Origin of the sequence: Sphingorhabdus sp. 109, assembly GCF_902506555.1 — a bacterium.
Lineage (GTDB): Bacteria > Pseudomonadota > Alphaproteobacteria > Sphingomonadales > Sphingomonadaceae > Parasphingorhabdus.
Genome location: NZ_LR732707.1, coordinates 857,538 through 878,015, shown reverse-complemented (window position 1 = coordinate 878,015; position 20,478 = coordinate 857,538). Strand labels below are relative to the sequence as shown.

General features: G+C 56.4%; 27 protein-coding genes, 1 tRNA gene and 1 other RNA gene. 16 read left to right on the top strand and 13 right to left on the bottom strand.

Annotated features, from left to right (window positions below):
• Nucleotides 1-3: 3 nt before the first annotated feature.
• On the bottom strand, nt 4-609 hold the full coding sequence (locus tag BOSE62_RS04320) for a superoxide dismutase (RefSeq protein ID WP_159642379.1): 606 nt from the start codon (nt 607-609) through the stop codon (nt 4-6).
• Between the two features lie 183 nt (nt 610-792).
• On the opposite strand from BOSE62_RS04320, the gene BOSE62_RS04315 reads away from it, so the two are divergent.
• A complete protein-coding gene (locus tag BOSE62_RS04315) occupies nt 793-1,356 on the top strand; it encodes a urate hydroxylase PuuD (RefSeq protein ID WP_159642377.1) in 564 nt (187 codons plus the stop codon).
• Nucleotides 1,357-1,404: 48 nt separating this feature from the next.
• On the opposite strand, the gene pspF is transcribed toward BOSE62_RS04315, so the two are convergent.
• Nucleotides 1,405-2,451 (bottom strand): phage shock protein operon transcriptional activator, encoded by a 1,047-nt coding sequence (gene pspF, locus BOSE62_RS04310; RefSeq protein ID WP_159647888.1) that lies wholly within the window; start codon nt 2,449-2,451, stop codon nt 1,405-1,407.
• A gap of 158 nt (nt 2,452-2,609) precedes the next feature.
• On the opposite strand from pspF, the gene BOSE62_RS04305 reads away from it, so the two are divergent.
• From BOSE62_RS04305 to BOSE62_RS04260, 10 genes are all read left to right on the top strand, one after another.
• Nucleotides 2,610-2,786, top strand: coding sequence for a hypothetical protein (locus tag BOSE62_RS04305; protein ID WP_159642375.1), 177 nt, complete (start codon nt 2,610-2,612; stop codon nt 2,784-2,786).
• 149 nt (nt 2,787-2,935) lie between these two features.
• Entirely contained in the window at nt 2,936-3,610 is a 675-nt protein-coding gene (gene pspA / locus BOSE62_RS04300) for a phage shock protein PspA (RefSeq protein ID WP_159642373.1), read from the top strand.
• Nucleotides 3,610-3,918: an envelope stress response membrane protein PspB gene (gene pspB / locus BOSE62_RS04295; protein ID WP_100094848.1), complete on the top strand. Its 309-nt coding sequence runs from the start codon at nt 3,610-3,612 to the stop codon at nt 3,916-3,918. Before pspA ends, pspB begins: the two co-directional genes overlap by 1 nt.
• On the top strand, nt 3,915-4,298 hold the full coding sequence (gene pspC / locus BOSE62_RS04290) for an envelope stress response membrane protein PspC (RefSeq protein ID WP_100094849.1): 384 nt from the start codon (nt 3,915-3,917) through the stop codon (nt 4,296-4,298). The genes pspB and pspC overlap by 4 nt, the downstream gene beginning before the upstream one ends.
• Before the next feature lie 24 nt (nt 4,299-4,322).
• Nucleotides 4,323-4,622 (top strand): hypothetical protein, encoded by a 300-nt coding sequence (locus BOSE62_RS04285; RefSeq protein ID WP_159642371.1) that lies wholly within the window; start codon nt 4,323-4,325, stop codon nt 4,620-4,622.
• Complete coding sequence (locus BOSE62_RS04280) at nt 4,622-4,951, top strand: hypothetical protein (protein ID WP_159642369.1); 330 nt, start codon at nt 4,622-4,624, stop codon at nt 4,949-4,951. The genes BOSE62_RS04285 and BOSE62_RS04280 overlap by 1 nt, the downstream gene beginning before the upstream one ends.
• Before the next feature lie 13 nt (nt 4,952-4,964).
• Nucleotides 4,965-5,219, top strand: coding sequence for a hypothetical protein (locus BOSE62_RS04275; RefSeq protein WP_159642367.1), 255 nt, complete (start codon nt 4,965-4,967; stop codon nt 5,217-5,219).
• 32 nt (nt 5,220-5,251) lie between these two features.
• On the top strand, nt 5,252-5,512 hold the full coding sequence (locus tag BOSE62_RS04270) for a hypothetical protein (protein WP_159642365.1): 261 nt from the start codon (nt 5,252-5,254) through the stop codon (nt 5,510-5,512).
• Between the two features lie 30 nt (nt 5,513-5,542).
• The gene (locus BOSE62_RS04265) at nt 5,543-5,773 is read left to right on the top strand and encodes a hypothetical protein (protein ID WP_089134678.1); all 231 of its coding nucleotides are present in this window, start codon (nt 5,543-5,545) and stop codon (nt 5,771-5,773) included.
• A gap of 124 nt (nt 5,774-5,897) precedes the next feature.
• Entirely contained in the window at nt 5,898-6,308 is a 411-nt protein-coding gene (locus BOSE62_RS04260) for a SufE family protein (RefSeq protein WP_159642363.1), read from the top strand.
• Between the two features lie 148 nt (nt 6,309-6,456).
• On the opposite strand, the gene BOSE62_RS04255 is transcribed toward BOSE62_RS04260, so the two are convergent.
• From BOSE62_RS04255 to BOSE62_RS04230, 6 genes are all read right to left on the bottom strand, one after another.
• Complete coding sequence (locus BOSE62_RS04255; protein ID WP_089132466.1) at nt 6,457-6,993, bottom strand: J domain-containing protein; 537 nt, start codon at nt 6,991-6,993, stop codon at nt 6,457-6,459.
• 50 nt (nt 6,994-7,043) lie between these two features.
• Nucleotides 7,044-8,696: a caspase family protein gene (locus tag BOSE62_RS04250; protein ID WP_159642361.1), complete on the bottom strand. Its 1,653-nt coding sequence runs from the start codon at nt 8,694-8,696 to the stop codon at nt 7,044-7,046.
• 46 nt (nt 8,697-8,742) lie between these two features.
• Nucleotides 8,743-9,099: RNase P RNA component class A (rnpB, locus tag BOSE62_RS04245), an RNA gene on the bottom strand.
• A 6-nt stretch (nt 9,100-9,105) separates the two neighbouring features.
• Nucleotides 9,106-9,798: an N-acetylmuramoyl-L-alanine amidase gene (locus tag BOSE62_RS04240; RefSeq protein ID WP_159642359.1), complete on the bottom strand. Its 693-nt coding sequence runs from the start codon at nt 9,796-9,798 to the stop codon at nt 9,106-9,108.
• Nucleotides 9,799-9,819: 21 nt separating this feature from the next.
• A complete protein-coding gene (locus BOSE62_RS04235) occupies nt 9,820-10,461 on the bottom strand; it encodes a histidine phosphotransferase family protein (protein WP_159642357.1) in 642 nt (213 codons plus the stop codon).
• A gap of 24 nt (nt 10,462-10,485) precedes the next feature.
• Nucleotides 10,486-10,890 (bottom strand): Mov34/MPN/PAD-1 family protein, encoded by a 405-nt coding sequence (locus BOSE62_RS04230; RefSeq protein WP_236553822.1) that lies wholly within the window; start codon nt 10,888-10,890, stop codon nt 10,486-10,488.
• A gap of 43 nt (nt 10,891-10,933) precedes the next feature.
• On the opposite strand from BOSE62_RS04230, the gene BOSE62_RS04225 reads away from it, so the two are divergent.
• The 4 genes from BOSE62_RS04225 (at nt 10,934) to BOSE62_RS04210 (ending at nt 14,146) form a co-directional block, all read left to right on the top strand.
• On the top strand, nt 10,934-11,887 hold the full coding sequence (locus BOSE62_RS04225) for an RluA family pseudouridine synthase (RefSeq protein WP_159647887.1): 954 nt from the start codon (nt 10,934-10,936) through the stop codon (nt 11,885-11,887).
• A 74-nt stretch (nt 11,888-11,961) separates the two neighbouring features.
• On the top strand, nt 11,962-12,873 hold the full coding sequence (rpoH, locus tag BOSE62_RS04220) for an RNA polymerase sigma factor RpoH (RefSeq protein ID WP_089134681.1): 912 nt from the start codon (nt 11,962-11,964) through the stop codon (nt 12,871-12,873).
• Nucleotides 12,874-12,958: 85 nt separating this feature from the next.
• On the top strand, nt 12,959-13,624 hold the full coding sequence (gene mtgA / locus BOSE62_RS04215; protein ID WP_159642353.1) for a monofunctional biosynthetic peptidoglycan transglycosylase: 666 nt from the start codon (nt 12,959-12,961) through the stop codon (nt 13,622-13,624).
• 24 nt (nt 13,625-13,648) lie between these two features.
• The gene (locus BOSE62_RS04210) at nt 13,649-14,146 is read left to right on the top strand and encodes a hypothetical protein (protein ID WP_159642351.1); all 498 of its coding nucleotides are present in this window, start codon (nt 13,649-13,651) and stop codon (nt 14,144-14,146) included.
• 56 nt (nt 14,147-14,202) lie between these two features.
• Here the strand turns inward: BOSE62_RS04210 and clpX are convergent, their stop codons facing one another.
• Nucleotides 14,203-15,465: an ATP-dependent Clp protease ATP-binding subunit ClpX gene (gene clpX / locus BOSE62_RS04205; RefSeq protein ID WP_159642349.1), complete on the bottom strand. Its 1,263-nt coding sequence runs from the start codon at nt 15,463-15,465 to the stop codon at nt 14,203-14,205.
• A gap of 137 nt (nt 15,466-15,602) precedes the next feature.
• Nucleotides 15,603-16,226 (bottom strand): ATP-dependent Clp protease proteolytic subunit, encoded by a 624-nt coding sequence (locus BOSE62_RS04200; RefSeq protein WP_159642347.1) that lies wholly within the window; start codon nt 16,224-16,226, stop codon nt 15,603-15,605.
• Nucleotides 16,227-16,470: 244 nt separating this feature from the next.
• On the opposite strand from BOSE62_RS04200, the gene BOSE62_RS04195 reads away from it, so the two are divergent.
• Nucleotides 16,471-17,091, top strand: coding sequence for an ATP-dependent Clp protease proteolytic subunit (locus tag BOSE62_RS04195; protein WP_159642345.1), 621 nt, complete (start codon nt 16,471-16,473; stop codon nt 17,089-17,091).
• A gap of 107 nt (nt 17,092-17,198) precedes the next feature.
• Here the strand turns inward: BOSE62_RS04195 and tig are convergent, their stop codons facing one another.
• The 3 genes from tig to gatB form a co-directional block, all read right to left on the bottom strand.
• Nucleotides 17,199-18,755, bottom strand: coding sequence for a trigger factor (gene tig / locus BOSE62_RS04190; protein ID WP_159642343.1), 1,557 nt, complete (start codon nt 18,753-18,755; stop codon nt 17,199-17,201).
• 57 nt (nt 18,756-18,812) lie between these two features.
• A tRNA-Leu gene (locus BOSE62_RS04185) sits at nt 18,813-18,897 on the bottom strand.
• Nucleotides 18,898-18,988: 91 nt separating this feature from the next.
• Nucleotides 18,989-20,476 carry an Asp-tRNA(Asn)/Glu-tRNA(Gln) amidotransferase subunit GatB gene (gatB, locus tag BOSE62_RS04180; RefSeq protein ID WP_159642341.1) on the bottom strand — a complete coding sequence of 496 codons (1,488 nt, stop codon included), beginning with the start codon at nt 20,474-20,476 and terminating at the stop codon, nt 18,989-18,991.
• Between the last annotated feature and the right edge of the window lie 2 nt (nt 20,477-20,478).

Genomic DNA, 20,478 nt, shown 5'->3' with positions numbered 1-20,478 from the left:
TCTTTAGCCCTGGTCAGCGCGGCTGACACCGTCTCCGTCAAGGTTCAGCGCAACAAAGTCCCAGTCGACCGCATTGTCGAGCAGTGCGGATACATAGTCCGGACGTGCGTTCTGATAATCGAGATAATAGGCATGTTCCCAGACATCGAGCGTGAACAACGGTTTCACGCCATGAACGACGGGCGTGTCGGCATCATGATAGGAAGTGATCTTCAGCTCGTCACCGTCCAGTACCAACCAGGCCCAACCGCTGGCGAAGTGACCAACGGCCTCTTCCTTGAACTTGCTTTTGAATTCTTCGATCGAACCAAAGCTGCTTTCGAGCCGGTCTTTCAACTCGCCGGTAATTTCCTTTTTCTCGGGCGAAAGGCAAAGCCAGTAGAAGCTGTGGTTCCAGACCTGAGCGGAATTGTTGAACAGACCGCCGTCGGCCGCCTCAATGACTTCGGAAAGCTTTTTTCCTTCGTGGTCTGTACCGGCGATCGCGTCATTGGTCTTGCTTACATAGGCGTTATGATGCTTGCCGTGGTGATAGTTGAACGTGTCTTCGGAAATCAGGTCGCCGAAGGCGGTTTTTTCATAAGGTAACGGGGGCAGTTCGAAAGCCATATCGTCTTTTCTCCATAGTTTTTGAGATGTGGTGCCTCAACGCATCAATAGCATAAAAGATGCAAGCATAAATATTCCGATAATCGTCAGGCGCGGTTAAAAAGCCATTTTTTCGTGACATAGACCTATGGGTTGCATAAAGTTAATGTCTGATTGCAAATTGGATCATCCGGGGGGAATGTAATGGCGAAATTTTTTGGAAATCTTAATGCGGTGATGATTGTCGGCGTGATCGCTGCGGTCGCGATTATGTTCGGCCTGCACGGTGATATGGTCACCGGCAATGCTATCGGTCGCTGGCTGCATCTGTTCTTCGGGGTGTTGTGGATCGGTCTGCTCTATTATCTGAATTTTGTACAGGTACCGCTGATGCCTACCATTCCGGACGATCTGAAGCCGGCTGTCGGCAAGCATATCGCGCCGAAAGTCTTGTTCTATTTCCGCTGGGCTGCCCTGCTCACCGTGATCACCGGTCTTTACGTCGCATGGGCCAGCGGCTGGGTTCATCAGGCGATGACTTTGCAGCAGCCATTCACGCTGATCGGCGTGGGCATGTGGATCGCCATCGTCATGGCGGCCAATGTCTGGTTCATTATCTGGCCGAAGCAGAAGAAAGTTCTCGGCATTGTCGAAGCGACAGCAGACGAGAAAGCCGCAGCGGGCAAGGTTGCACTGATGGCATCGCGCACCAATGTGCTGCTTTCGCTGCCGATGTTCTACACCATGGTAAACGCCAACGCCGGATAGAAATGGAAGAATTGGAAGCATGTGAAGGGGGCCCCGGGGCCCCCTTTTTCATGTGCCTAGAAGGTCGTGCCGCTTCAGCGAATGGCGCAGCTGGTCATAGGTCAGGTTGAGCGCCTTGGCCGTCTGCCGCTGATTGTAGCGCGACCTCGCCAGCGCTGCTTCCAATATCCGTTTCTCGAAGGCCTCCACTGCCGCCTTCATGTCGTCGACTCCGTCGAGGGCAAGACCGGATACTGGAGTCTCGACGTGTGCCGGCACCGCTTCTGCAACGGACTCTTCCGTCGCTTCACTTTTCCGTTTAGCCTGCATTTCTCGTGGCTTCCATGGTGACTCGAACGGATCGAACACAATATGATCGACCGGTCTGCCGTGATCATTCCACTGGTAGACGGCGCGCTCGGTCACATTGCGCAGTTCGCGGACATTGCCCGGCCATTCGTGCCGGTTCAGCGCTTCCGACGCCAGCCGTCCGAAGCCCGGCCACGACGGCCATTCCAGTTCCGCCGCCATCCGCCGACCGAAATAATCAGCCAGCACCGGAATGTCGCCTTCGCGAACGCGCAACGGTGGCAGGGTGACCACCTCGAACGATAGCCGGTCGAGCAGGTCGGCGCGGAATCTGTTGTCCTCCGCCATTTTCGGCAGGTCGGCATTGGTGGCAGCGACAATGCGGACATCAACCCGCTGCGGCCGTGACGACCCGATCCGCGTAATTTCGCCATATTCCACCGCCCGCAAGAGCCGCTCCTGCGCGCCGGTGGACAGGGTGCCCAGTTCGTCGAGAAACAGGGTGCCGCCGTCGGCCTCTTCAAACCGCCCTACCCGCGCCTTGGTGGCGCCGGTAAAAGCGCCGGCTTCATGCCCGAACAGTTCCGCCTCGATCAGCGTTTCCGGCATAGCCGCGCAATTGAGCGTTACAAATGGTCCGTCCCACCGCATACTGAGCCGATGCAGGCGTTCCGCGATCAGCTCCTTACCGGTGCCTCGCTCGCCTACCACCAGCACCGGACGGTTGAGCGGCGCCGCGCGGCTGGCTTTTTCCACGGCGTCGAGAAAAGCGCCCGATTCGCCGACAAATTGACCTTCGCGTTCCATAGCCAAGATATAGTGGGAATTCCCACTAAATAGCAATTAATACTATGCGATCCATGCCAAGAAAATTCATTTATCTATATATTACAGTATCTTAATGAAGTTGGCACGGCTTCTGCAATGTTGGTTTCATATACGCAACACAACTACTGGAGAACACCATGCCAGCCCTGAACAAAATGAGCCGCACCGATATTTCCGCGATTGTCTCGATCCTGCTTTTCAGCGCGGTCATATTGATCAGTGCCGTCGGCCCCGCACAGGCCGAAGGTACGATGGTGAAAAACCAGCCCGAGTCCCCCGCTGTCAGCTTCGTTAACCTAGGTTATCCGGCGTGACAGACAAAATGGCCGGGACCCCTTCTTTCCCCCTTGTCGAAGTCAGGTCCCGGCCACCTTTTGAAATTCACCAGGTTGATGTAGAGCAGGATCGGAACGAAGGTTCGAACAAGTTCAATCACAACCGCAGACCTAACCGGAGTATGTACATGGCAGGTATTTTTTCAAGAACACGCGACATCATCGCCGCCAACGTCACAGACATGCTGGACAAGGCCGAAGATCCGTCGAAGATGATCCGGATGATCATCCTCGAGATGGAGGAAACCCTGGTCGAAGTTCGCGCCTCTGCCGCGCGCACCATCGCTGACCAGAAGGAAATGCGCCGTCATATCGACAAGCTCGACCATCTGACCGAAGACTGGAGCGAGAAAGCCCAGCTCGCGCTCTCCAAGGATCGAGAAGACCTGGCCAAGGCAGCCCTCGTCGAGAAGCGCAAGGCTGCCGACATGGCCGATCAGTTGAAAGCGGAAATCCAGACCCTTGATGATTCGCTTCGGTCATCCGAAGGCGATATCGCCAAATTGCAGAAGAAACTGCAGGAAGCCCGCTCGCGCCAGAGCAGCCTGGTCAACCGACTGGAAAGCGCAGAGAACCGCGTGAAGCTGCGCGAAATGTATAATGGTGAAAAGGTCCACGATGCCTTCTCCCGGTTTGAATATCTCGAACGCCAGGTCGATTTTGCCGAAGGCCGCGCCGACGCGCTTGGCATGGGCGGCGAACCGCAGAGCCTGGAAAACCAGATCGCGGCGCTGGAATCCAGCGACAAGGTCGATGAAGAACTGGAAGCCATGAAGGCAGCCATGAAGAAAGGGGACGCATAATGCAGGAAGAACTGATCATCATTCCCATCGTCATGGGAACATTGTTCATCGGTCTCCCCTGGTTGATTTTCCACTATGTGACCAAATGGAAAACCGCCGCGACCATCACCAATGAAGACGAACATTTGCTGGAAGAACTCCACCACATGGCCCGCCGTCTGGACGACCGGATGGAAACCATCGAACGGATTATGGCAGCGGACAACCCCGACTGGCGGCAATCCGCCCTGCCGGCTTCGAAAGCCGAACAAGCCCCAACGCTCGAAAATTTTGACGAGCTTCTGAAGAAGGAAAGGCACCCCTCATGAGCTCCTCACGCACGAAATTCTATCTCGACAAGCAGCGCGCAAAATGGAGCGGTGTCTGCGCCGGGATCGCCGACTATACCGGGATCAATGTCGCCTGGGTCCGGCTCGCAGCCATCATCGCGACCGTGACCTTCGCCTTCCCGTGGACGCTGGTCGCTTACTGGGTCGCGGCAAAAATATCCGAACCGAAACCGGTCGGCATGTATCTGAGCGATCCGGAAGACACGAAATTCTGGCAGGGCGTGCGCCAGTCACCGCGCCGCACGACCCGCGATATCAAGTCGCGCTTCCGGGAAATCGACCGCAAGCTGGCCGACATGGAACTTTACTACACCAGCAAGAACACGACTCTGTCGAACGAAATTGAAAATCTGCGCTGAACCAGCGGAACAGGGAGAAAGACTATGGATTGGGGAAGCCCCGAATTCGTTATAGCGATCATCGCCATCAGCACCGCCGGGTGGATCGTCAATAACTGGATACGTGCCAAGCACGGATATGAGCTGGAAGACGAGTGGGGAGGAAAAACCACCAGGACCAACCCTGACGAACAGCGCAAGATCGAGCTGCTTTCCAGTGAAAACGAAACCTTGGTCGGCAAGATCGACCGTCTGCAGGAGCGGCTGCAGGTCCTCGAACGGATCGCTACCGATCCCGCCAAGCGCACCGCTGACGAAATCGAAGCCTTGAGAGAGGAAAACTGATGGATCCCGATAAAATTGCCCTGCTCACAACTCTCGCCCCCATGATTGCAACGGTCACGGCCATAGCCGTCGGCGGCTGGGTCCTGACCACCTGGATGCGGATCAAGAACGGCTATCCACTGGAGAACCAGTGGGGCAAGTCGGTCTATCCAAAAACCGACCAGGAGGCGGTCGAACGAGTCAAGCTGCTGACCAACGAGAATGCCGAACTGCGCGCCGAGATCGGTTCGATGAAAGACCGGCTCGCCAATGTAGAGCGGATCGTCACCGACGACAGCCACCGCCTGACGCAGGAAATCGAACAATTGCGCGACAAGCGCACGAATTGAAGGGAGAGAGACAATGGAAGGAATAATTGCCCTGCTGATACCATTTGGCGCCTTTGCGGTAGCGGGCTTTGCCATCTGGACCGGCCATCAGCGCAAGCTGATCAAGATGCGGGGCGAGTTTCCCGCGAGCCATGACGCCGATGCGGAGAGAATGCGCGAGGAGCTCAAATATCTGAAAGACCGCGTTGCGGTTCTGGAGCAGATCACGACCGATGGCCACAGCACGCGGCAGCTGGAAAGCGAGATTGAACAATTGCGCAGCCGCTAACGGGGCCTGCGAAACGTAGAGGGAATGAATAAATGAATCCGTTTGAAATGGTCGTTGCCATCATCATCGTCATAACGATCGGAAAAGTGCTGAGTACCCGTTATCGGGCGAAGCATGGCATTATCGAGGATCAGAACGGCAACGAGATCGCCGCCCCGAGCCAGGGCACTGGCCGCCTGCAGGAAGATGTCAAATATCTGAAAGAGCGTGTGGCGGTACTCGAGAAGATCGCCACCGACGATCGCGGCGCCCGGGAACTGGAAAACGAAATCGAGAAATTGCGGGACCGCTAGGTCGGTCCGGAAAGTGGAAGGACAAGCATGATGCAAGAACCTGCTTTTTATATGATCACTGCGGCTTTTTCGCTGATTGGACTGACGGTCGTGGCGCTGGTTGCCCTGCGGGGCTGGCGTGACTGGATCGCGCTCAAGTCCCGCGAGATCGAGCAGCGGCGCGAGGACAATCCACCAACCGCAACATCGCGGATCGAGGTTGCCGACCTCAAGGAACGTATCCGCAAGCTGGAAGCCATTGCCGCGGGGGTGGAGCTTTAGTAACGCGGTAGAAGACCCGTTTGCGCCGAGCGAAATCGAGACACGCAAGAGCTTCGCGACTTTGCTCAAGGCGGACGCTTAAAACGGGTGACCTTGGCCGCCGACCCTGCTAACCGCCCTGCCCATGAGCAAAATTGACGACCTGATCGAAGAATATGAATTTCTCGAACCCGATGACCGCTACCGCCTGCTGATCGATCTCGGGAAGCAGCTCGATCCGATGCCGGACGCGCTGAAAACCGACGCGACGCTGGTACGCGGCTGCTCTGCCTCGGTCTGGGTCTATCCCACGCAACTGGATGACGGCCGACTACATTTTCTGGCCGACAGCAATGCCGCCATCACCAAGGGTATTATCGCACTGGTGCTGGAAACCGTGCAAAACCAGACTGCCGAGAAAATTACCGATACGGACATAGCAGCGCTGCTGGAACCGTTTGACCTGAAGAACCAGCTCAGTTCGAACCGTACCCAGGGCATTCCCAATATGATCGCGCTGATCCAGCAGACCGCGTCGCGGTTGCGGAGCAACTAGTTCTCCTGCGGATGCAGGGATCCGTCTCCCGGTCTTCGAACTTGGAGACTTTGACCGGTTCACGCGCGTTGATAGTCTGGTGGCCTAACGGAGCCCGTAATCGTCCAGACGGTAGGAGATGGTTTCCCCCTTCGCGGGAGAACAGGGCCTAGACCGGTTTCCAGACGCGCCGCTCTTCGGCGATACGCAGAACGTCGAACGCAGCCTGGGCGGCTTGGAATTTCTTTGCCGCTTCTTCATCGCCCGGATTGACGTCCGGATGATATTCCTTTGCCATCGAACGCCACGCCTTTTTCACCGTCTCGAATTCGACATCGGGGGTCAGGTCGAAAATCTCCAGCGCGGTCATTTCATCGCGCGAACGGCTGCCGTCGCCGGACCCCATCCAGCTGTAATGCTTGGCTTCCTGATAGGCATTGGCATCGCGCTGTTCATCGGCTTCGCGCTTCTTGCGCTCTTCCTTGTCCAGACCTTCGAAATAGTCCCAGCCCCGGTTATATTCAGCCGCGTGAGTCTGGCAGAAATACCAGCGCTCCGGACTGTTGGGGGATTTCGGCGCAGGACAATTGCCGGGCTCGTCACAACCGTGGCGGTCACAAATCTTGACCTGCTGCGTTTCTCGGGAGCTTTCATAGCTTCCCCAGCGGGGAAAACCCCAGTTATCGGATCGTTTTGCTTTGGGCATGATTGTGACTCTATCAAAGACTGGAGTTAACTGCCAGCTTCTTCGAGCGGCTAGTCACTGGACAAGATATTGGCGGTAACGCGGACCAGATCGGGTCGCTGCTCGAGTTCCGCCTGACTGCTCGCCAGTTTCGCCCAGTATCGCGCTTCACCCGGCGACCGGGGAATGCCCTGCCCGGAATGATGCAGCTGCGCCCATATTGCCCTTGCCCCGGCATAGCCGCCGCGGGCGGCAAGCGAACAATCCTGGGCCACCTGATCCGCACGTCCCTGCTGATAATGCAGTTCGCATATCCAGTTATTGCCTTCCACATTACCGCCATCGGCGAGCGAGCGCAGCTTTCGCAGGGACTCTTCTATCTGCTTTCCATAGATGCCGAGCGCGTAAGTTGCATAGGGATGCCCGCGATCAGATGCGTCGCGGAACAGTGCAATCGCCCGCTCTTTGTCGACAATGCCGAATTTCCCCTCCCATAGGGCGAAGCCGAGGTGTGATTGCGCTTTCGCATATCCTTGCGCAGCCGCCAGCAGGTATAATTCCAGTGCGCGGCTTGCCTTGTCAGGCTGATTTTCCTGAAAATACCAGGCCAGTTCCGTCTGTCCGGCCGGGTGTCCCTGCGCCGCGGATTTTTCCAGCCAGACCAGCGCCTGTTCGAGATCCCTGCGCACGCCGATGCCCAAATGGTACATGAACCCCAAAAACGATTGCGCGAGCGGGTCTCCCTCTGTCGCCAGCCGCGTCAGGTCGGCGAGACCGACCTCACCGAGAAGCTCGCCCACCAATATGGTTTCGTCTTCAATCGCCAGACGGTCCATCGGAATATTCAGTGTCGACGGGGATGGACCCACCGGCAAAGACGATGTGCTACCGGGAGTGTCCGAAGATACACCAGGTTGATTGAGATAATAATCATCAAACCAGCTGCCATAATGGAAAGGTTGTTGCGGCCCGAAATCCAGTCCTCTGGTATTGGAATAGACTTCCCGCGACACCAGCTTGAAATAGTCCGAAAGTTCGAGGCCGGGAATGGCAAGCTTGTTTGCGATCGCCTTGGCGAAAGGGCTGGTCGTGGAATCCACTGGCGCCGCATCCAGGGCAGGCTTGCCTTTGGCGGTAGAGTAAAAGACAGCGCCCTGCGTCATCTCGAGCAACCCCATCGGCGACACATCGCCGTCGGGATCGTCGCTGCTCAGGTCTTTCAGGCGCACAACGGGATCCGGAGTCCGGCAGGCATCCATGAAGAACAGATTGAACTTCCTGGCCTTCGAGGCTGCTTCCAGCATTTTCTCGAGCGGCAGGAACTCGGTATCCAGTTCGTCTCTGGAGGCGAAAGCCGGCGCATCGACCGGCACCATGAAGTTGCGACCATTATATTCAAAGCCGTGGCCGGCATAATAGACGACGGCGCTTTCGGCTCTGGATGCTTTGGCTGCGAACGCCTCGGCAGCGCTGTTCAATTCTGCAATATTTGCATCGCGCACGTCGATGATCTCGAACCCTGCCTTCGCGAAGGCGGTGCAGACATGGTCTATGTCATTGACCGCATTCGCCAATATCGGCCAGTTGAGACCGTCATAGGCGCTGATCCCGATGAGCAACGCAACCCCGCGCTCACCCTGGGCGACTGCACATTTCGCCTCTGCCTGGTGCTCGACACCGAACAGGCCGACAAAGACAATACAGCTGAGCAGAAATTTTTTCATGGGTCAGTTTACCACCGACCGCTTGCTGTTCAACGATCAAATTGAAAATACCAGAGGGTCTGTAAGCCGGGTTCTGTCCATCCGCCGAAACGGAATAGCCAGCCATTCATCTGGGCCATGCATTGCTGCGTGGCTCAAGCAACCAACCCGGGCAGCAAGCCGAAAAAGCCATATGCCGCCCCTATTTGGTTTTGCTCCAGGTGGGGTTTACCATGCCAGGCCTGTTGCCAGTCCCGCGGTGCGCTCTTACCGCACCCTTTCAATGTCACGTGACCGAAGTCGTCGCGACCTGCTTTCTGTTGCACTTTCCCTAGGGTTGCCCCCGCCGGACGTTATCCGGCACCTTTTAATCGTGGAGCCCGGACTTTCCTCGACAAACTGCCGCGGCTGGCCGACCCTCTGGTCCGCCCTATTTAGTGATTCCACGCTCTCTGTCCAACATTAAAGACAAAAGCAGCGAGCGGCACTCACCATCGATCACGCCGTCGATATTTGCCGGACGGAAACGGCGCTGAAACGCAACAACGGCGGCCGTCTGGTCGGATATATCATAGCCGAACCGTTCCAGCGCCAGCATGAAGCCGCCGTCGGTCCAGGGCGGGTCGTTCAGCTTCACCGCCGGTTTTTTCAGCGCGATACCGTGGCGCGCCAGGCGGTCCCAGTCGAACAATTCGCCTGGATCCTGCTTGCGCGCCGGAGCAAGATCGCTGTGGCCGATAACATTGGAGGCGGTGATATTGTGCCGTTGCACGATCTCATGCGCAAGACGGGTGACGGCATCCATCTGCTCTTCCGGGAAGGGCACATAACCCCATTCATGCCCGGGATTGACGATTTCGATACCGATGCTGGCGCTGTTCACATCACTGATCCCGCGCCAGAAGCCGCGGCCCGCGTGCCAGGCCCGCTTCTCCTCTTCGACCATCTGGACGATCTGGCCATCCTCGGTGACCACATAATGGGCCGAAACCTTGGCTTCGGGATTGGCCAGCCAGCTGATCGCCGAAGCCGCGTCCTTCATGCCGGTATAATGCATCACAAGAATGCTTATCGGCAGCTGGCGTTCGTCAAAATTGGGAGACGGCGTCCATATCGCATCCATGAAAGGCCCTTCCATTGAAGCTCAGGCGGTGACAATAGCACCCAAAAGCAATTCTGTCGTCGATGGTGGAGAAATTCGCAAATCGCCGCCATTTTCCAACGTCAGTTCCCGGGTCATCCACGCGCCCGCGGTCCGTGCGCTGAGATCGGTCTGCGCTATCGTACCATCCAAGGCAGATCGTATGCCCTCGTCTAGCGCGATCTTGTCCCCCTCTGCCCTGATAACGACCTCGACACCGAGGTCCCCATGCTCGGCACCGACATCCAGCCGTCCGCCCCGCACCAGGGATTCCTTGGCAATCAGCGCGAGATTGAGGAGAATCTTGATCGCTTTCTTGGGCAAGGCCTCGCCCTGCAAGGCCCAGCCAAGGGTGATCTTTCCCGAATCGCCGAGCAGCGATTCGATCAGCTGGCGCGCTTCTGCCGGATCGACATTGTCGCCGAAACCGCCGGCAGCACCAAAGGCGAGCCGGAAATATTTCAGCTTGTTGGCCGATACTCTGGCGCTGTCCGCGAGCAGATCCATGCAGCGATCGCGCATCACCGGGTCGGTTTCGCCTTCCAGCAATTCCAGTCCGTTGTTGAGCGCTCCGACCGGACTGAGCAAATCGTGACATATTTTCGAACACAGCAATGCTGCCAGGTCAACTTCGCTATTCGACATATCAACACGCCCTTAACTATCATTTCATTCCGCGGCTGTTTGGCCTTTTGCACCGGTGCAATCAAGTGTGATCGCGTTGAAGCGGCCATAAATATCGCCGTTTTCAACCGCATGCCATGCTGCGGCATTCTGGCCGTTCAAAATCAGCCAGATCCGGCCATCGGCTGCGGCGCACCCCGCGTCAATCGCAGAAGGCCGCACGCTGCCGCCGGGATGGGAATGATAATAGCCGGCGATGGTATCACCGCCATCGCGCTGATCCCGCTCGGCGGCGATCAATAGTGCCGGATCAATTTCGAAATGGCGCAGCGGATCGGCGGCAACATTTGGTGCTGGGCGATAAGTGCTGACCCGCCCGTCGTCACCGAATAATATTCCGCAAATTTCATGCGGTTTCCCGGCTTCGGCCAGTCGCTGGAGTTCCGCCAAGATGGCGCTTGATATAAACAGTTGCATGGCCCACATCTACGCGATGAACGCGGGGCAATCTACCATATCCGGAACCTTACCGGAATCACAGAAAAGGCAGCGTCTGGATGCCGCCCTCACAGAGGTGGTGGACGGGCTTTCGCGCGAGCGGGTGAAATCGCTGATCGCTGGCGGACATCTGCTGGTGGAAGGAACGGTCTTCACCGACCCCTCGGCCAAGAAGCTGGCCGGCAAACCATTCGCGCTCACGATACCCGAACCGATCGAAGGGCCGGCCCAGCCACAGGATATTCCACTCGACGTCCTGTTCGAGGACCCGCATCTGATCATTGTCAACAAGCCGGCGGGGCTGGTCGTCCATCCCGCCGCCGGTCATGCTGACGGTACACTGGTCAACGCGCTGCTCCACCATTGCCGGGGCGAGCTATCAGGCATTGGCGGCGTTTCCCGGCCCGGAATTGTCCACCGGATCGACAAGGATACGTCAGGACTGATGGTCGCGGCCAAGACCGACGCCGCGCACCAGGGACTTAGTGCCCTGTTCGCCAAACATGATATCGAGCGGCGCTATCTGGCGATTGTCAACGGCCGGCCCAATCCGCCCATGGCGACGATCGAGGGAAGCATCGGCCGGAGTAACGTCAACCGCAAGAAAATGGCGGTTGTCGGAGACGATCGCGGCAAGACGGCAATGACCCATTATACGGTCAAGGAAATGCTCGACGGCGCTGCGCTGGTCGAATGTACGCTGGAAACCGGGCGCACCCACCAGGTAAGGGTGCATATGACCCATATCGGCCACAGTCTGATTGGTGACCCGCTCTATGGTGCTGGTCGAAAATCATTACTTTCCCGGCGAAAAGATATTCAATTTCGACGTCAGGCGCTGCATGCTGCTAGTCTTGGATTTGTTCACCCGATAACGGACGAAAAATTGATGTTTTCTATCGATTTTCCGGACGATATGCAGGAACTATTCATGAAGTTGCGTGTATAGGTAACACACCTTATATCGCTTTTGACCAAAGGGTGCTTGATGAGGCCCGGAGGCACAACAAAGAAGGAACGAAAATGGCTAATGGTAGCAATGTTCCGGCAAAAATCCCAGCCTTAGGGGGGGACGCAAGCCTGAACCGGTATCTCTCGGAAGTCCGCAAATTTCCTATTTTGACTCCCGAACAGGAATATATGCTGGCGAAACGCTATTCTGAGCACAAGGATCAGGAAGCCGCCGCCCAGCTTGTCACCTCGCACCTGCGGCTTGTCGCGAAAATCGCGATGGGCTTTCGCGGCTACGGCCTGCCCGTCTCGGATCTTATTTCCGAGGGCAATGTCGGGCTGATGCAGGGTGTGAAGAAATTCGAACCCGACCGCGGTTTCCGCCTCGCGACCTATGCGATGTGGTGGATCCGTGCGTCGATCCAGGAATATGTGTTGCGTAGCTGGAGCCTCGTGAAAATGGGCACCACCGCCGCACAGAAGAAGCTATTCTTCAATCTGCGCCGCATGAAGAATAACCTCGATGCGTTTGAAGACGGTGATCTGTCGCCGGAAGACGTGCAGAAAATTTCCACCGATCTGGGCGTGGCCGAGCATGAAGTGGTCAATATGAACCGCCGTATGTCGATGGGTGGCGATGCCTCACTGAACGTGTCGCTATCGTCCGAAGACGGCGACAGCGGCCAGTGGCAGGATATATTGGAAGATGACGGCCCGCTGCACGATGAAGCGATTGCAGCTTCTCAGGAAGCCGATTTCCGTCATGAAATGCTGACCGAGGCCATGGGCTCGCTGAACGAGCGCGAGCAGCATATTTTGGCTGAACGCCGCTTGTCGGAAGATCCCAAAACACTGGAAGACCTGAGCAAGGTCTATGAAGTCAGTCGCGAGCGCATTCGTCAGATCGAGGTTCGCGCGTTCGAGAAGCTGCAGAAAGCGATGCTGCGGATTGCCGGTGAAAAACAGCTTCTTGCCGCGAACTGATCAGAAATCCTGACCAAGGCATAAAATAGCAGAGCGCCCCGAAACAGAAATTGTTTTCGGGGCGCTTTGCATTTAGGCTCCGGCTATGGGGCTGATAAAATTTCTCTTCAAATTCATGATTTATTTCATCCTGATCACGGTCGCGTGGGTCGGGATCTATGCAATTGTGCCGCCGCCAATAACCGCAACCATGGTTCTGGATGAAAACGGCATTACCAAGGACTGGACGAGTTTCAGCGATATCTCCCCCAATATGGCACGCGCCGTGATTGCCGCCGAGGACAGCAAATTCTGCAGCCACAACGGCTTTGACACCGAAGCAATCCAGAAGGCGATCCAGCGCAACGCCCAGGGCGGGCGGATACGGGGTGGTTCGACCATATCCCAGCAAGTCGCCAAAAACGCCTTCCTCTGGCAGGGCGGCGGATTTTTCCGCAAGGGGCTGGAAGCCTATTTCACCTTCCTGATCGAGACGATCTGGAGCAAGCGCCGGATCATGGAAGTCTATCTCAATATCGCCGAGACCGGTATCGGCACTTATGGCGTGCAGGCGGGCGCACAGCGCTATTTCAAAAAGGACGCGAAGGATCTGAGCAAGATCGAGGCCGCGCGCATCGCAGCGGCCCTGCCCCTGCCCAAGAAACGCGCTGTCAACGGCGCCAGCGGCTTTACCCGGCGCTATGGCAACACGATTGCGGCGCGGATCAATGTGGTGCGGAACCAAAGGCTGGATAACTGTATCTATAAATGAATTTATGGACAAAACGTCACGTTTATGAGAATTGAACGCAAAATCCTTATCGGCGTTTCTGCCACCCTCATGTTTGGCGATTCGCTTTGGTACGATTTCAATCGAAACGCCGATGAACCCAATAATGTTCTTTTAACCACAACGCTTTTAAGTTCAGCTTTCACTGACAGAAATCTCATCGATGAACTGCCCTACTATGACCAAGCTCAAGCCGCTTGGATTAAAAATGGTGTTGAGGTGAAAGACATCTCGACTGAGCTGGTCAACGATGATCCTCACAATCTCGGACCGGATAGCTTGGGCAGATATGTGGTGGTGCGCCTCCAAAAGAACGCCGACACCACAGCCTATATCGATACAATCAGGGCGTTGGCTTCAAAAGGGATATGTCTGGTCGCATTAGTAGATACAACAAACCCTCGTCAAGCTGAGGGCGTTTTCTGGGCAGACATGTCCAGGATCATTCAAGTTAAAAATGACCATGGGCAGCCGGTAAATTGCCACGACCGCTTTAATATCTAGATGTCTGATCCATTGGTCGGGATTGCAACGCCGAACCGAGAAAAGAGACGGATTTTCTAAGCCGCATCTTCCTTCTTCGCCTTGGCGATCACCTTCACCGGGTCTTTTGTTCCCGCGACCACATCCTTGTCGATCACGATCTCGTCCACGCCCTCCAGATCGGGCAGGTCGAACATGGTGTCGAGCAGGATATTCTCGACAATGGACCGCAGGCCACGGGCACCGGTCTTGCGCTCGATAGCCTTGTTGGCCACCGCGACCAGCGCGTCTTCGGTAAAGGTCAATCCGACGTCTTCCAGTTCGAACAATTTGCGATATTGTTTCACCAGCGCGTTTTTCGGTTCCTGGAGGATGGTCACCAGCGCGTCGACGTCGAGATCCTCGAGTGTTGCGATTACCGGCAGACGGCCGACAAATTCAGGGATCAGACCGAATTTTAGCAGATCCTCGGGTTCGCCCTGAGCGAGCAGCTCACCGACCCGGCGTTCTTCCGGCGCCGCAACATGGGCGCCGAAGCCAATCGATTTTCCTTCGAGACGGTCACCGATGATCTTTTCCAGACCAGCGAATGCGCCGCCGCAAATGAACAGGATATTGGTAGTGTCGACCTGCAGGAATTCCTGCTGCGGATGCTTGCGGCCGCCCTGCGGCGGAACGCTGGCTGTGGTGCCCTCCATCAGCTTGAGCAGTGCCTGCTGGACGCCTTCACCCGATACATCGCGGGTGATCGACGGATTTTCCGCCTTGCGGCTGATCTTGTCGATTTCGTCGATATAGACAATGCCGCGCTGGGCCTTCTCGACATTATAGTCGGACGCCTGCAACAGTTTCAGAATGATATTCTCGACATCTTCACCGACATAGCCGGCCTCGGTCAACGTGGTCGCGTCGGCCATGGTGAAGGGCACGTCGAATGTCTTGGCCAGCGTCTGCGCCAGCAAGGTCTTGCCGCAACCGGTCGGCCCGACCAGCAGGATATTCGACTTGGCCAGCTCGATGTCGCCGGATTTCGCAGCGTGGTTGAGGCGCTTATAGTGATTGTGGACGGCAACCGAGAGAACCCGTTTCGCGCGGTTCTGGCCGATCACATAATCGTTCAGAACATCGCAGATTTCCTGCGGCGACGGCACTTCGCCGTCCTTGCGACCGGTGACGGCGCCCTTGGTCTCCTCGCGGATGATGTCGTTGCACAGCTCGACACATTCATCGCAGATAAAAACCGTCGGTCCGGCAATCAGCTTGCGGACTTCATGCTGGGATTTTCCGCAGAAGGAGCAATAAAGGGTGCTCTTCGAATCAGATCCCGTCAATTTCGTCATAAAAAGTCCTTTAAACCGGCGATTATTGTAATCTAACCGTCAAATTCCAAATTGCCACAGCTTTTTACCCGCCCTTTCGGCGTATATGCAAGCCTGTCAACCATATTGCTGATGTCTACCCGGGTGAGGCAACGCGCTTATTTGTCCCCGTCGCTTGGCACCGGGCGCTTGTCATAGACTTCGTCGACAATACCGAACGCCTTGGCCTCGTTCGCTTCCAGGAAGGTATCGCGATCCATGGCCTTTTCGATCTCTTCTACCGATTTGCCGGTATATTTCGCGTACAGCGCATTCATGCTCGACCGGATACGCAGGATTTCCTTAGCCTGGATCTCGATATCGGAAGCCATGCCCTGGGCGCCGCCGGACGGCTGGTGGACCATGATCCGTGCGTTGGTGGTCGCCATGCGCATGCCCGGTTCACCCGCAGCCAGCAGGAAGCTGCCCATCGATGCCGCCTGACCGACACAGACCGTGCCAACGCGCGGACGGATATATTGCATCGTGTCGTGGATCGCCATGCCGGCGGTCACCACGCCACCGGGCGAATTGATGTAAAGATAGATATCTTTCTTCGGGTTTTCGGATTCCAGAAACAGCAGTTGCGCGGTGATGATCGATGCCATCCCGTCTTCGATCGGACCGGTGACAAATACGATCCGCTCGCGCAACAGCCGGGAAAAAATGTCAAAACTGCGTTCGCCACGGTTGGATTGTTCGATAACAACCGGGACTAGAGCGTCTGTGATCGGATCATGCATGTTGTAGGTCGTCCTGTTTTTATCTCTTTTGCGCTTCTCTTCAGCGTCGGCACTACATCGGGATTATCGCCGGATTGTTCAAGGGCTTTAACGATCTTGCACGAGAATGATTGCCGCCGAGAAAAAATTGCTCGCCGGCACGACGATCATTGCGCACTATCCCGGCTATCCCTACATGTTCTGCAAGGCAATGCTGATCCTTCCGTGATCGGTGCTCGTTAAATTTCCATCTGCGGAGTCAAGAATGATAACCAACAACAGCCCAATCACCCCCTTATCCAATGAAGAGGACGAGGACGAGAACAAGTCCGGTGGCCTGCCCGGAGCCATGATGACCAAGTTTCTCGAAGCCCGCACGATCATGATTTTTGGCGGCATCGACCAGAAACTGGCAGAGCGTGTGTCGACGCAGCTGCTCTATCTCGATCATGTCAATAACGATCCGATCCGCATTTTCCTGAACTCCCCGGGTGGCCACGTTGAATCCGGCGACACGATCCACGATCTGGTTCGCTATATAAGCTCACCCGTCGCGATGATCGGAACCGGCTGGGTGGCCAGCGCCGGCACGCATATCTTCCTTGGCGTTCCGAAAGAACAGCGTTTCTGCCTGCCCAATACGAGATTCTTGATCCATCAGCCATCCGGCGGCGCCGGCGGCAAGGCATCGGATATCGCAATCCAGGCACAGGAAATCGTTAAGATGCGCGAGCGTCTGGCCCGGATCATTGCCGAGGAAACCGGACAGGATGTAGAGCGGGTCCGCAAGGATATTGATCGCGATTACTGGATGAGCACCGAAGAAGCCAAGGAATATGGCATTCTCGGTACAGTGATCGACAAGGCTAGCGAGGTCATCATCTAACCAGCCTTGGGGATCTCATTCGACAGCCATATCTGGTTGATCGCAGCCCATTAAAAAGCCGGACAGGTTCACCCTGCCCGGCTTTTTTAATATCCCGATGGGATAGATTATTTCTTGGCTGGTGCCTTTTTGGCAGCCGGTTTTTTCGCGGCCGGCTTCTTGGCCACCGGTTTTTTGGCTGGTGCCTTATCGGCAGCGGCCTTGGCCGGCGCTTTTTTCGCTGCAGCCTTCTTGGCCGGTGCCTTTTCGGCATCGTCCTTCTTGGCGGCGGGTTTTTTCGCAGCGGCTTTCTTGGCTGGCGCCTTTTTCTTGGCTGCCGGCTTCGCTTCGGCCTCGTCTTCTGCCTCGATCGCAGCTTCCAGCTCTTCACGCGTTACCTTGCGGTCGGTGATTTCGGCTTTGTCAAACAGGAAGTCGACAACCTTGTCTTCATACATCGGTGCACGAAGCTGGGCTGCAGCCATCTGGTCCTGCTGGATATACTGGACGAACCGGTCGCGGTCTTCCGGACGATATTGCTGGGCCGCCTGCTGGATCAGCATGCCCATTTCCTGCTGGCTGACTTCGACGCCATTGGCCTGGCCGATTTCCGAAAGCAGCAGTCCGAGGCGAACGCGACGGACGGCGATCTCGCGATATTCGTCCTTCTCGTCTTCCATTTCCTTGCGAGCCGCTTCCGGATCTTCTTCCTGGGCCGCTTCCTGCTCCAGCTGCTGCCAGATCTGGTTGAATTCGGCTTCGACCATACCCGGCGGCACTTCGAAATCATGATTGGCGGCGAGCTGGTCCAGCAGCTTGCGCTTCATATGGGTGCGGGTCAGGCCGTTCAGTTCCTGCTCGATCTGGCCCTTCAGCAATTCGCTGAGCTGGTCGATGCCTTCGAGACCCATGGATTTGGCCATTTCGTCGTCGGCTTTCGCAACCTTCGGCTTCTGCACTTCGGCAACAACCACGTCGAAAGTGGCGTCTTTGCCCTTCAGGTCTTCAACATTATAATCGTCGGGAAAGGTTACCTTGACGAGCACTTCGTCATTGGCTTTCTTGCCGATCAACTGGTCTTCAAAGCCCGGGATCAGGCGGCCGGAACCAAGTTCGATCGCCATGCCTTCGCCCTTGCCGCCTTCAAACGGTACACCGTCAACCTTGCCTTCAAAGTCGATCAGCAACTGATCGCCTTCTTTCGCCTTGTAGGATTTCGCGGCAGTTTCGAACTGCTTCTGGCTTTCCGCGAATTTCTGCAGCGCTTCGTCAACGGTTTTCTCGTCCGCTTCGACCTGAAGCCGCTCGAGTTTCAGGCCGTCGACCGATGGTGTCGGAACGTCCGGCAGAATTTCCAGATCCAGCTTCACATTCGCGTCCTTGCCGGGCTCATAGCCTTCATCAAGATCGACGTTCGGCTGCATCGCCGGACGGAGCTTGTTGTCCGCCAGGGTTTTCTCGATGCTTTCCTGGATCGAGCTGGTCAGCGCGTCCTGCATCAGCGCATCATTATGCATCTTGCGCACCAGGTTGGCCGGAACCTTGCCTTTGCGGAAACCGGGCATATTGACCTGAGGGGCAAGCTTCTTGACCTCGGCATCAACGCGTGATTCGATATCTTTCGCGGTTATCTTGATTTCATAGGCCCGTTTCAGACCTTCGTTCAGCGTTTCAACAATCTGCATGACTATCCTTTGGTGCCTTCATATTCGGTGTTATTTCGATAAATATTGCGACTAACTTGGTGCGGGCGAAGGGACTCGAACCCCCACACCCGAAGATACCAGAACCTAAATCTGGCGCGTCTACCAATTCCGCCACGCCCGCCCAGCTAAGTCGTCAAAACCCTATCGAAGTACGATTGACCCGCGCGCCTAGCCGAAAGGCGCGTTGAGGGCAAGTGGGGTTTGTGAACGAATCAACCCAGCGTCTTCTTGAGAAGTTCATTCACCACCTGCGGATTGGCCTTGCCCTGCATGGCTTTCATCGTCTGGCCGACGAAGAAGCCGAACAATTTGTCCTTGCCGTCGCGATACTGGGCGACCTTGTCTTCATTGGCGGCCATCACGTCGGCGATGACTTTCTCGATCGCGCCGGTGTCGGATTCCTGCTTGAGCCCCTGTTCCTCGACGATCTTTTTCGCGCCGTCGCCGGTTTCGAGCATGATCTCAAAGACCTGCTTGGCGATCTTGCCGGAGATGGTGCCATCGGCAACCAGACCTAGCAATTCCGCGGCCTGTGCGGGGGAAACCGGACTATTTTCAATGCTCAGCCCCATGCGGTTGAGCGCGCCGAACAGTTCGGATGTCACCCAGTTGGCCGCGCTGCTGGCGATTTTTTCCGGCTCGTCGGTGGTTTCGAGCAGTTCCTCGAACCACAGGGCCGTTTCATGCTCTGCGGTCAGGACCGCGGCATTATAGGCGCTCAGGCCGAGGACATTCTTGTAGCGCGCGCGCTTTTCATCCGGTAGTTCCGGCAGGCTCGCCTTGCAGTCGAAGATGAAATCATCTTCCAGTTCCAGCGGCAACAGGTCAGGATCAGGGAAATAGCGATAGTCGTGCGCATCTTCCTTCGAGCGCATCGACCGCGTTTCGCCCTTGTCCGGATCGAACAGGCGGGTTTCCTGCACGACGGTACCGCCATCCTCTATGACATCGACCTGACGCTGGGCTTCATATTCGATCACCGCCTGGATGAAGCGCATCGAGTTGACATTCTTGGTCTCGGTGCGGGTGCCGAGTTCGCCGCCCGGTTTGCGCACGCTGACATTGACGTCGGCGCGCATAGAGCCCTGTTCCATATTACCGTCGCATGACCCGACATAGCGCAGGATCGAACGCAGCTTGCGGACATAGGCCGCCGCTTCCTTGGGCGAGGTCATATCCGGTTTGGAGACGATTTCCATCAGCGCCACGCCGCAGCGGTTGAGATCGACATAGGACATGGTCGGATGCTGGTCGTGCATCAGCTTGCCGGCATCCTGCTCGATATGGATACGCTCGACACCAATGACCTTGCCGTGGGCGTCCGGATCTTTTTCATCGAGCGAAATCTGGATCACGCCCTCACCCACGATCGGGTGGTAAAGCTGGGAAATTTGGTAGCCCTGCGGCAGATCGGCGTAGAAATAATTCTTGCGGTCAAAGCGCGAATATTTGTTGATCTGTGCGTCGATCGCCAGCCCGGTGCGCACCGCCTGACGGACGCATTCCGCGTTCAGCGTCGGCAGCATGCCGGGCATAGCCGCGTCGACAAGACTGACCTGCGTATTCGGCTCGGCGCCAAATTCGGTGGAAGCCCCGGAAAAAAGCTTCGATTCGGAGGTGATCTGGGCGTGGACCTCGAGGCCGATCACGACCTCCCATTCGCCGGTTCCGCCCTGGATACGATATGTTGATTCAGTCATTT

Coding starts and splice junctions, on each gene's coding strand:
- BOSE62_RS04320 (WP_159642379.1), bottom strand. CDS start 609: ATGGCTTTCGAACTGCCCCCGTTACCTTATGAAAAAACCGCCTTCGGC.
- BOSE62_RS04235 (WP_159642357.1), bottom strand. CDS start 10,461: ATGTCGAATAGCGAAGTTGACCTGGCAGCATTGCTGTGTTCGAAAATA.
- clpX (WP_159642349.1), bottom strand. CDS start 15,465: ATGACGAAATTGACGGGATCTGATTCGAAGAGCACCCTTTATTGCTCC.
- BOSE62_RS04265 (WP_089134678.1), top strand. CDS start 5,543: ATGCAAGAACCTGCTTTTTATATGATCACTGCGGCTTTTTCGCTGATT.
- pspC (WP_100094849.1), top strand. CDS start 3,915: ATGAGCTCCTCACGCACGAAATTCTATCTCGACAAGCAGCGCGCAAAA.
- BOSE62_RS04315 (WP_159642377.1), top strand. CDS start 793: ATGGCGAAATTTTTTGGAAATCTTAATGCGGTGATGATTGTCGGCGTG.
- BOSE62_RS04240 (WP_159642359.1), bottom strand. CDS start 9,798: ATGGATGCGATATGGACGCCGTCTCCCAATTTTGACGAACGCCAGCTG.
- BOSE62_RS04225 (WP_159647887.1), top strand. CDS start 10,934: ATGAACGCGGGGCAATCTACCATATCCGGAACCTTACCGGAATCACAG.
- BOSE62_RS04260 (WP_159642363.1), top strand. CDS start 5,898: ATGAGCAAAATTGACGACCTGATCGAAGAATATGAATTTCTCGAACCC.
- BOSE62_RS04275 (WP_159642367.1), top strand. CDS start 4,965: ATGGAAGGAATAATTGCCCTGCTGATACCATTTGGCGCCTTTGCGGTA.
- pspF (WP_159647888.1), bottom strand. CDS start 2,451: ATGGAACGCGAAGGTCAATTTGTCGGCGAATCGGGCGCTTTTCTCGAC.
- BOSE62_RS04200 (WP_159642347.1), bottom strand. CDS start 16,226: ATGCATGATCCGATCACAGACGCTCTAGTCCCGGTTGTTATCGAACAA.
- BOSE62_RS04255 (WP_089132466.1), bottom strand. CDS start 6,993: ATGCCCAAAGCAAAACGATCCGATAACTGGGGTTTTCCCCGCTGGGGA.
- BOSE62_RS04250 (WP_159642361.1), bottom strand. CDS start 8,696: ATGAAAAAATTTCTGCTCAGCTGTATTGTCTTTGTCGGCCTGTTCGGT.
- BOSE62_RS04305 (WP_159642375.1), top strand. CDS start 2,610: ATGCCAGCCCTGAACAAAATGAGCCGCACCGATATTTCCGCGATTGTC.
- tig (WP_159642343.1), bottom strand. CDS start 18,755: ATGCAGATTGTTGAAACGCTGAACGAAGGTCTGAAACGGGCCTATGAA.
- pspA (WP_159642373.1), top strand. CDS start 2,936: ATGGCAGGTATTTTTTCAAGAACACGCGACATCATCGCCGCCAACGTC.
- pspB (WP_100094848.1), top strand. CDS start 3,610: ATGCAGGAAGAACTGATCATCATTCCCATCGTCATGGGAACATTGTTC.
- mtgA (WP_159642353.1), top strand. CDS start 12,959: ATGGGGCTGATAAAATTTCTCTTCAAATTCATGATTTATTTCATCCTG.
- BOSE62_RS04195 (WP_159642345.1), top strand. CDS start 16,471: ATGATAACCAACAACAGCCCAATCACCCCCTTATCCAATGAAGAGGAC.
- gatB (WP_159642341.1), bottom strand. CDS start 20,476: ATGACTGAATCAACATATCGTATCCAGGGCGGAACCGGCGAATGGGAG.
- BOSE62_RS04280 (WP_159642369.1), top strand. CDS start 4,622: ATGGATCCCGATAAAATTGCCCTGCTCACAACTCTCGCCCCCATGATT.
- rpoH (WP_089134681.1), top strand. CDS start 11,962: ATGGCTAATGGTAGCAATGTTCCGGCAAAAATCCCAGCCTTAGGGGGG.
- BOSE62_RS04270 (WP_159642365.1), top strand. CDS start 5,252: ATGAATCCGTTTGAAATGGTCGTTGCCATCATCATCGTCATAACGATC.
- BOSE62_RS04210 (WP_159642351.1), top strand. CDS start 13,649: ATGAGAATTGAACGCAAAATCCTTATCGGCGTTTCTGCCACCCTCATG.
- BOSE62_RS04285 (WP_159642371.1), top strand. CDS start 4,323: ATGGATTGGGGAAGCCCCGAATTCGTTATAGCGATCATCGCCATCAGC.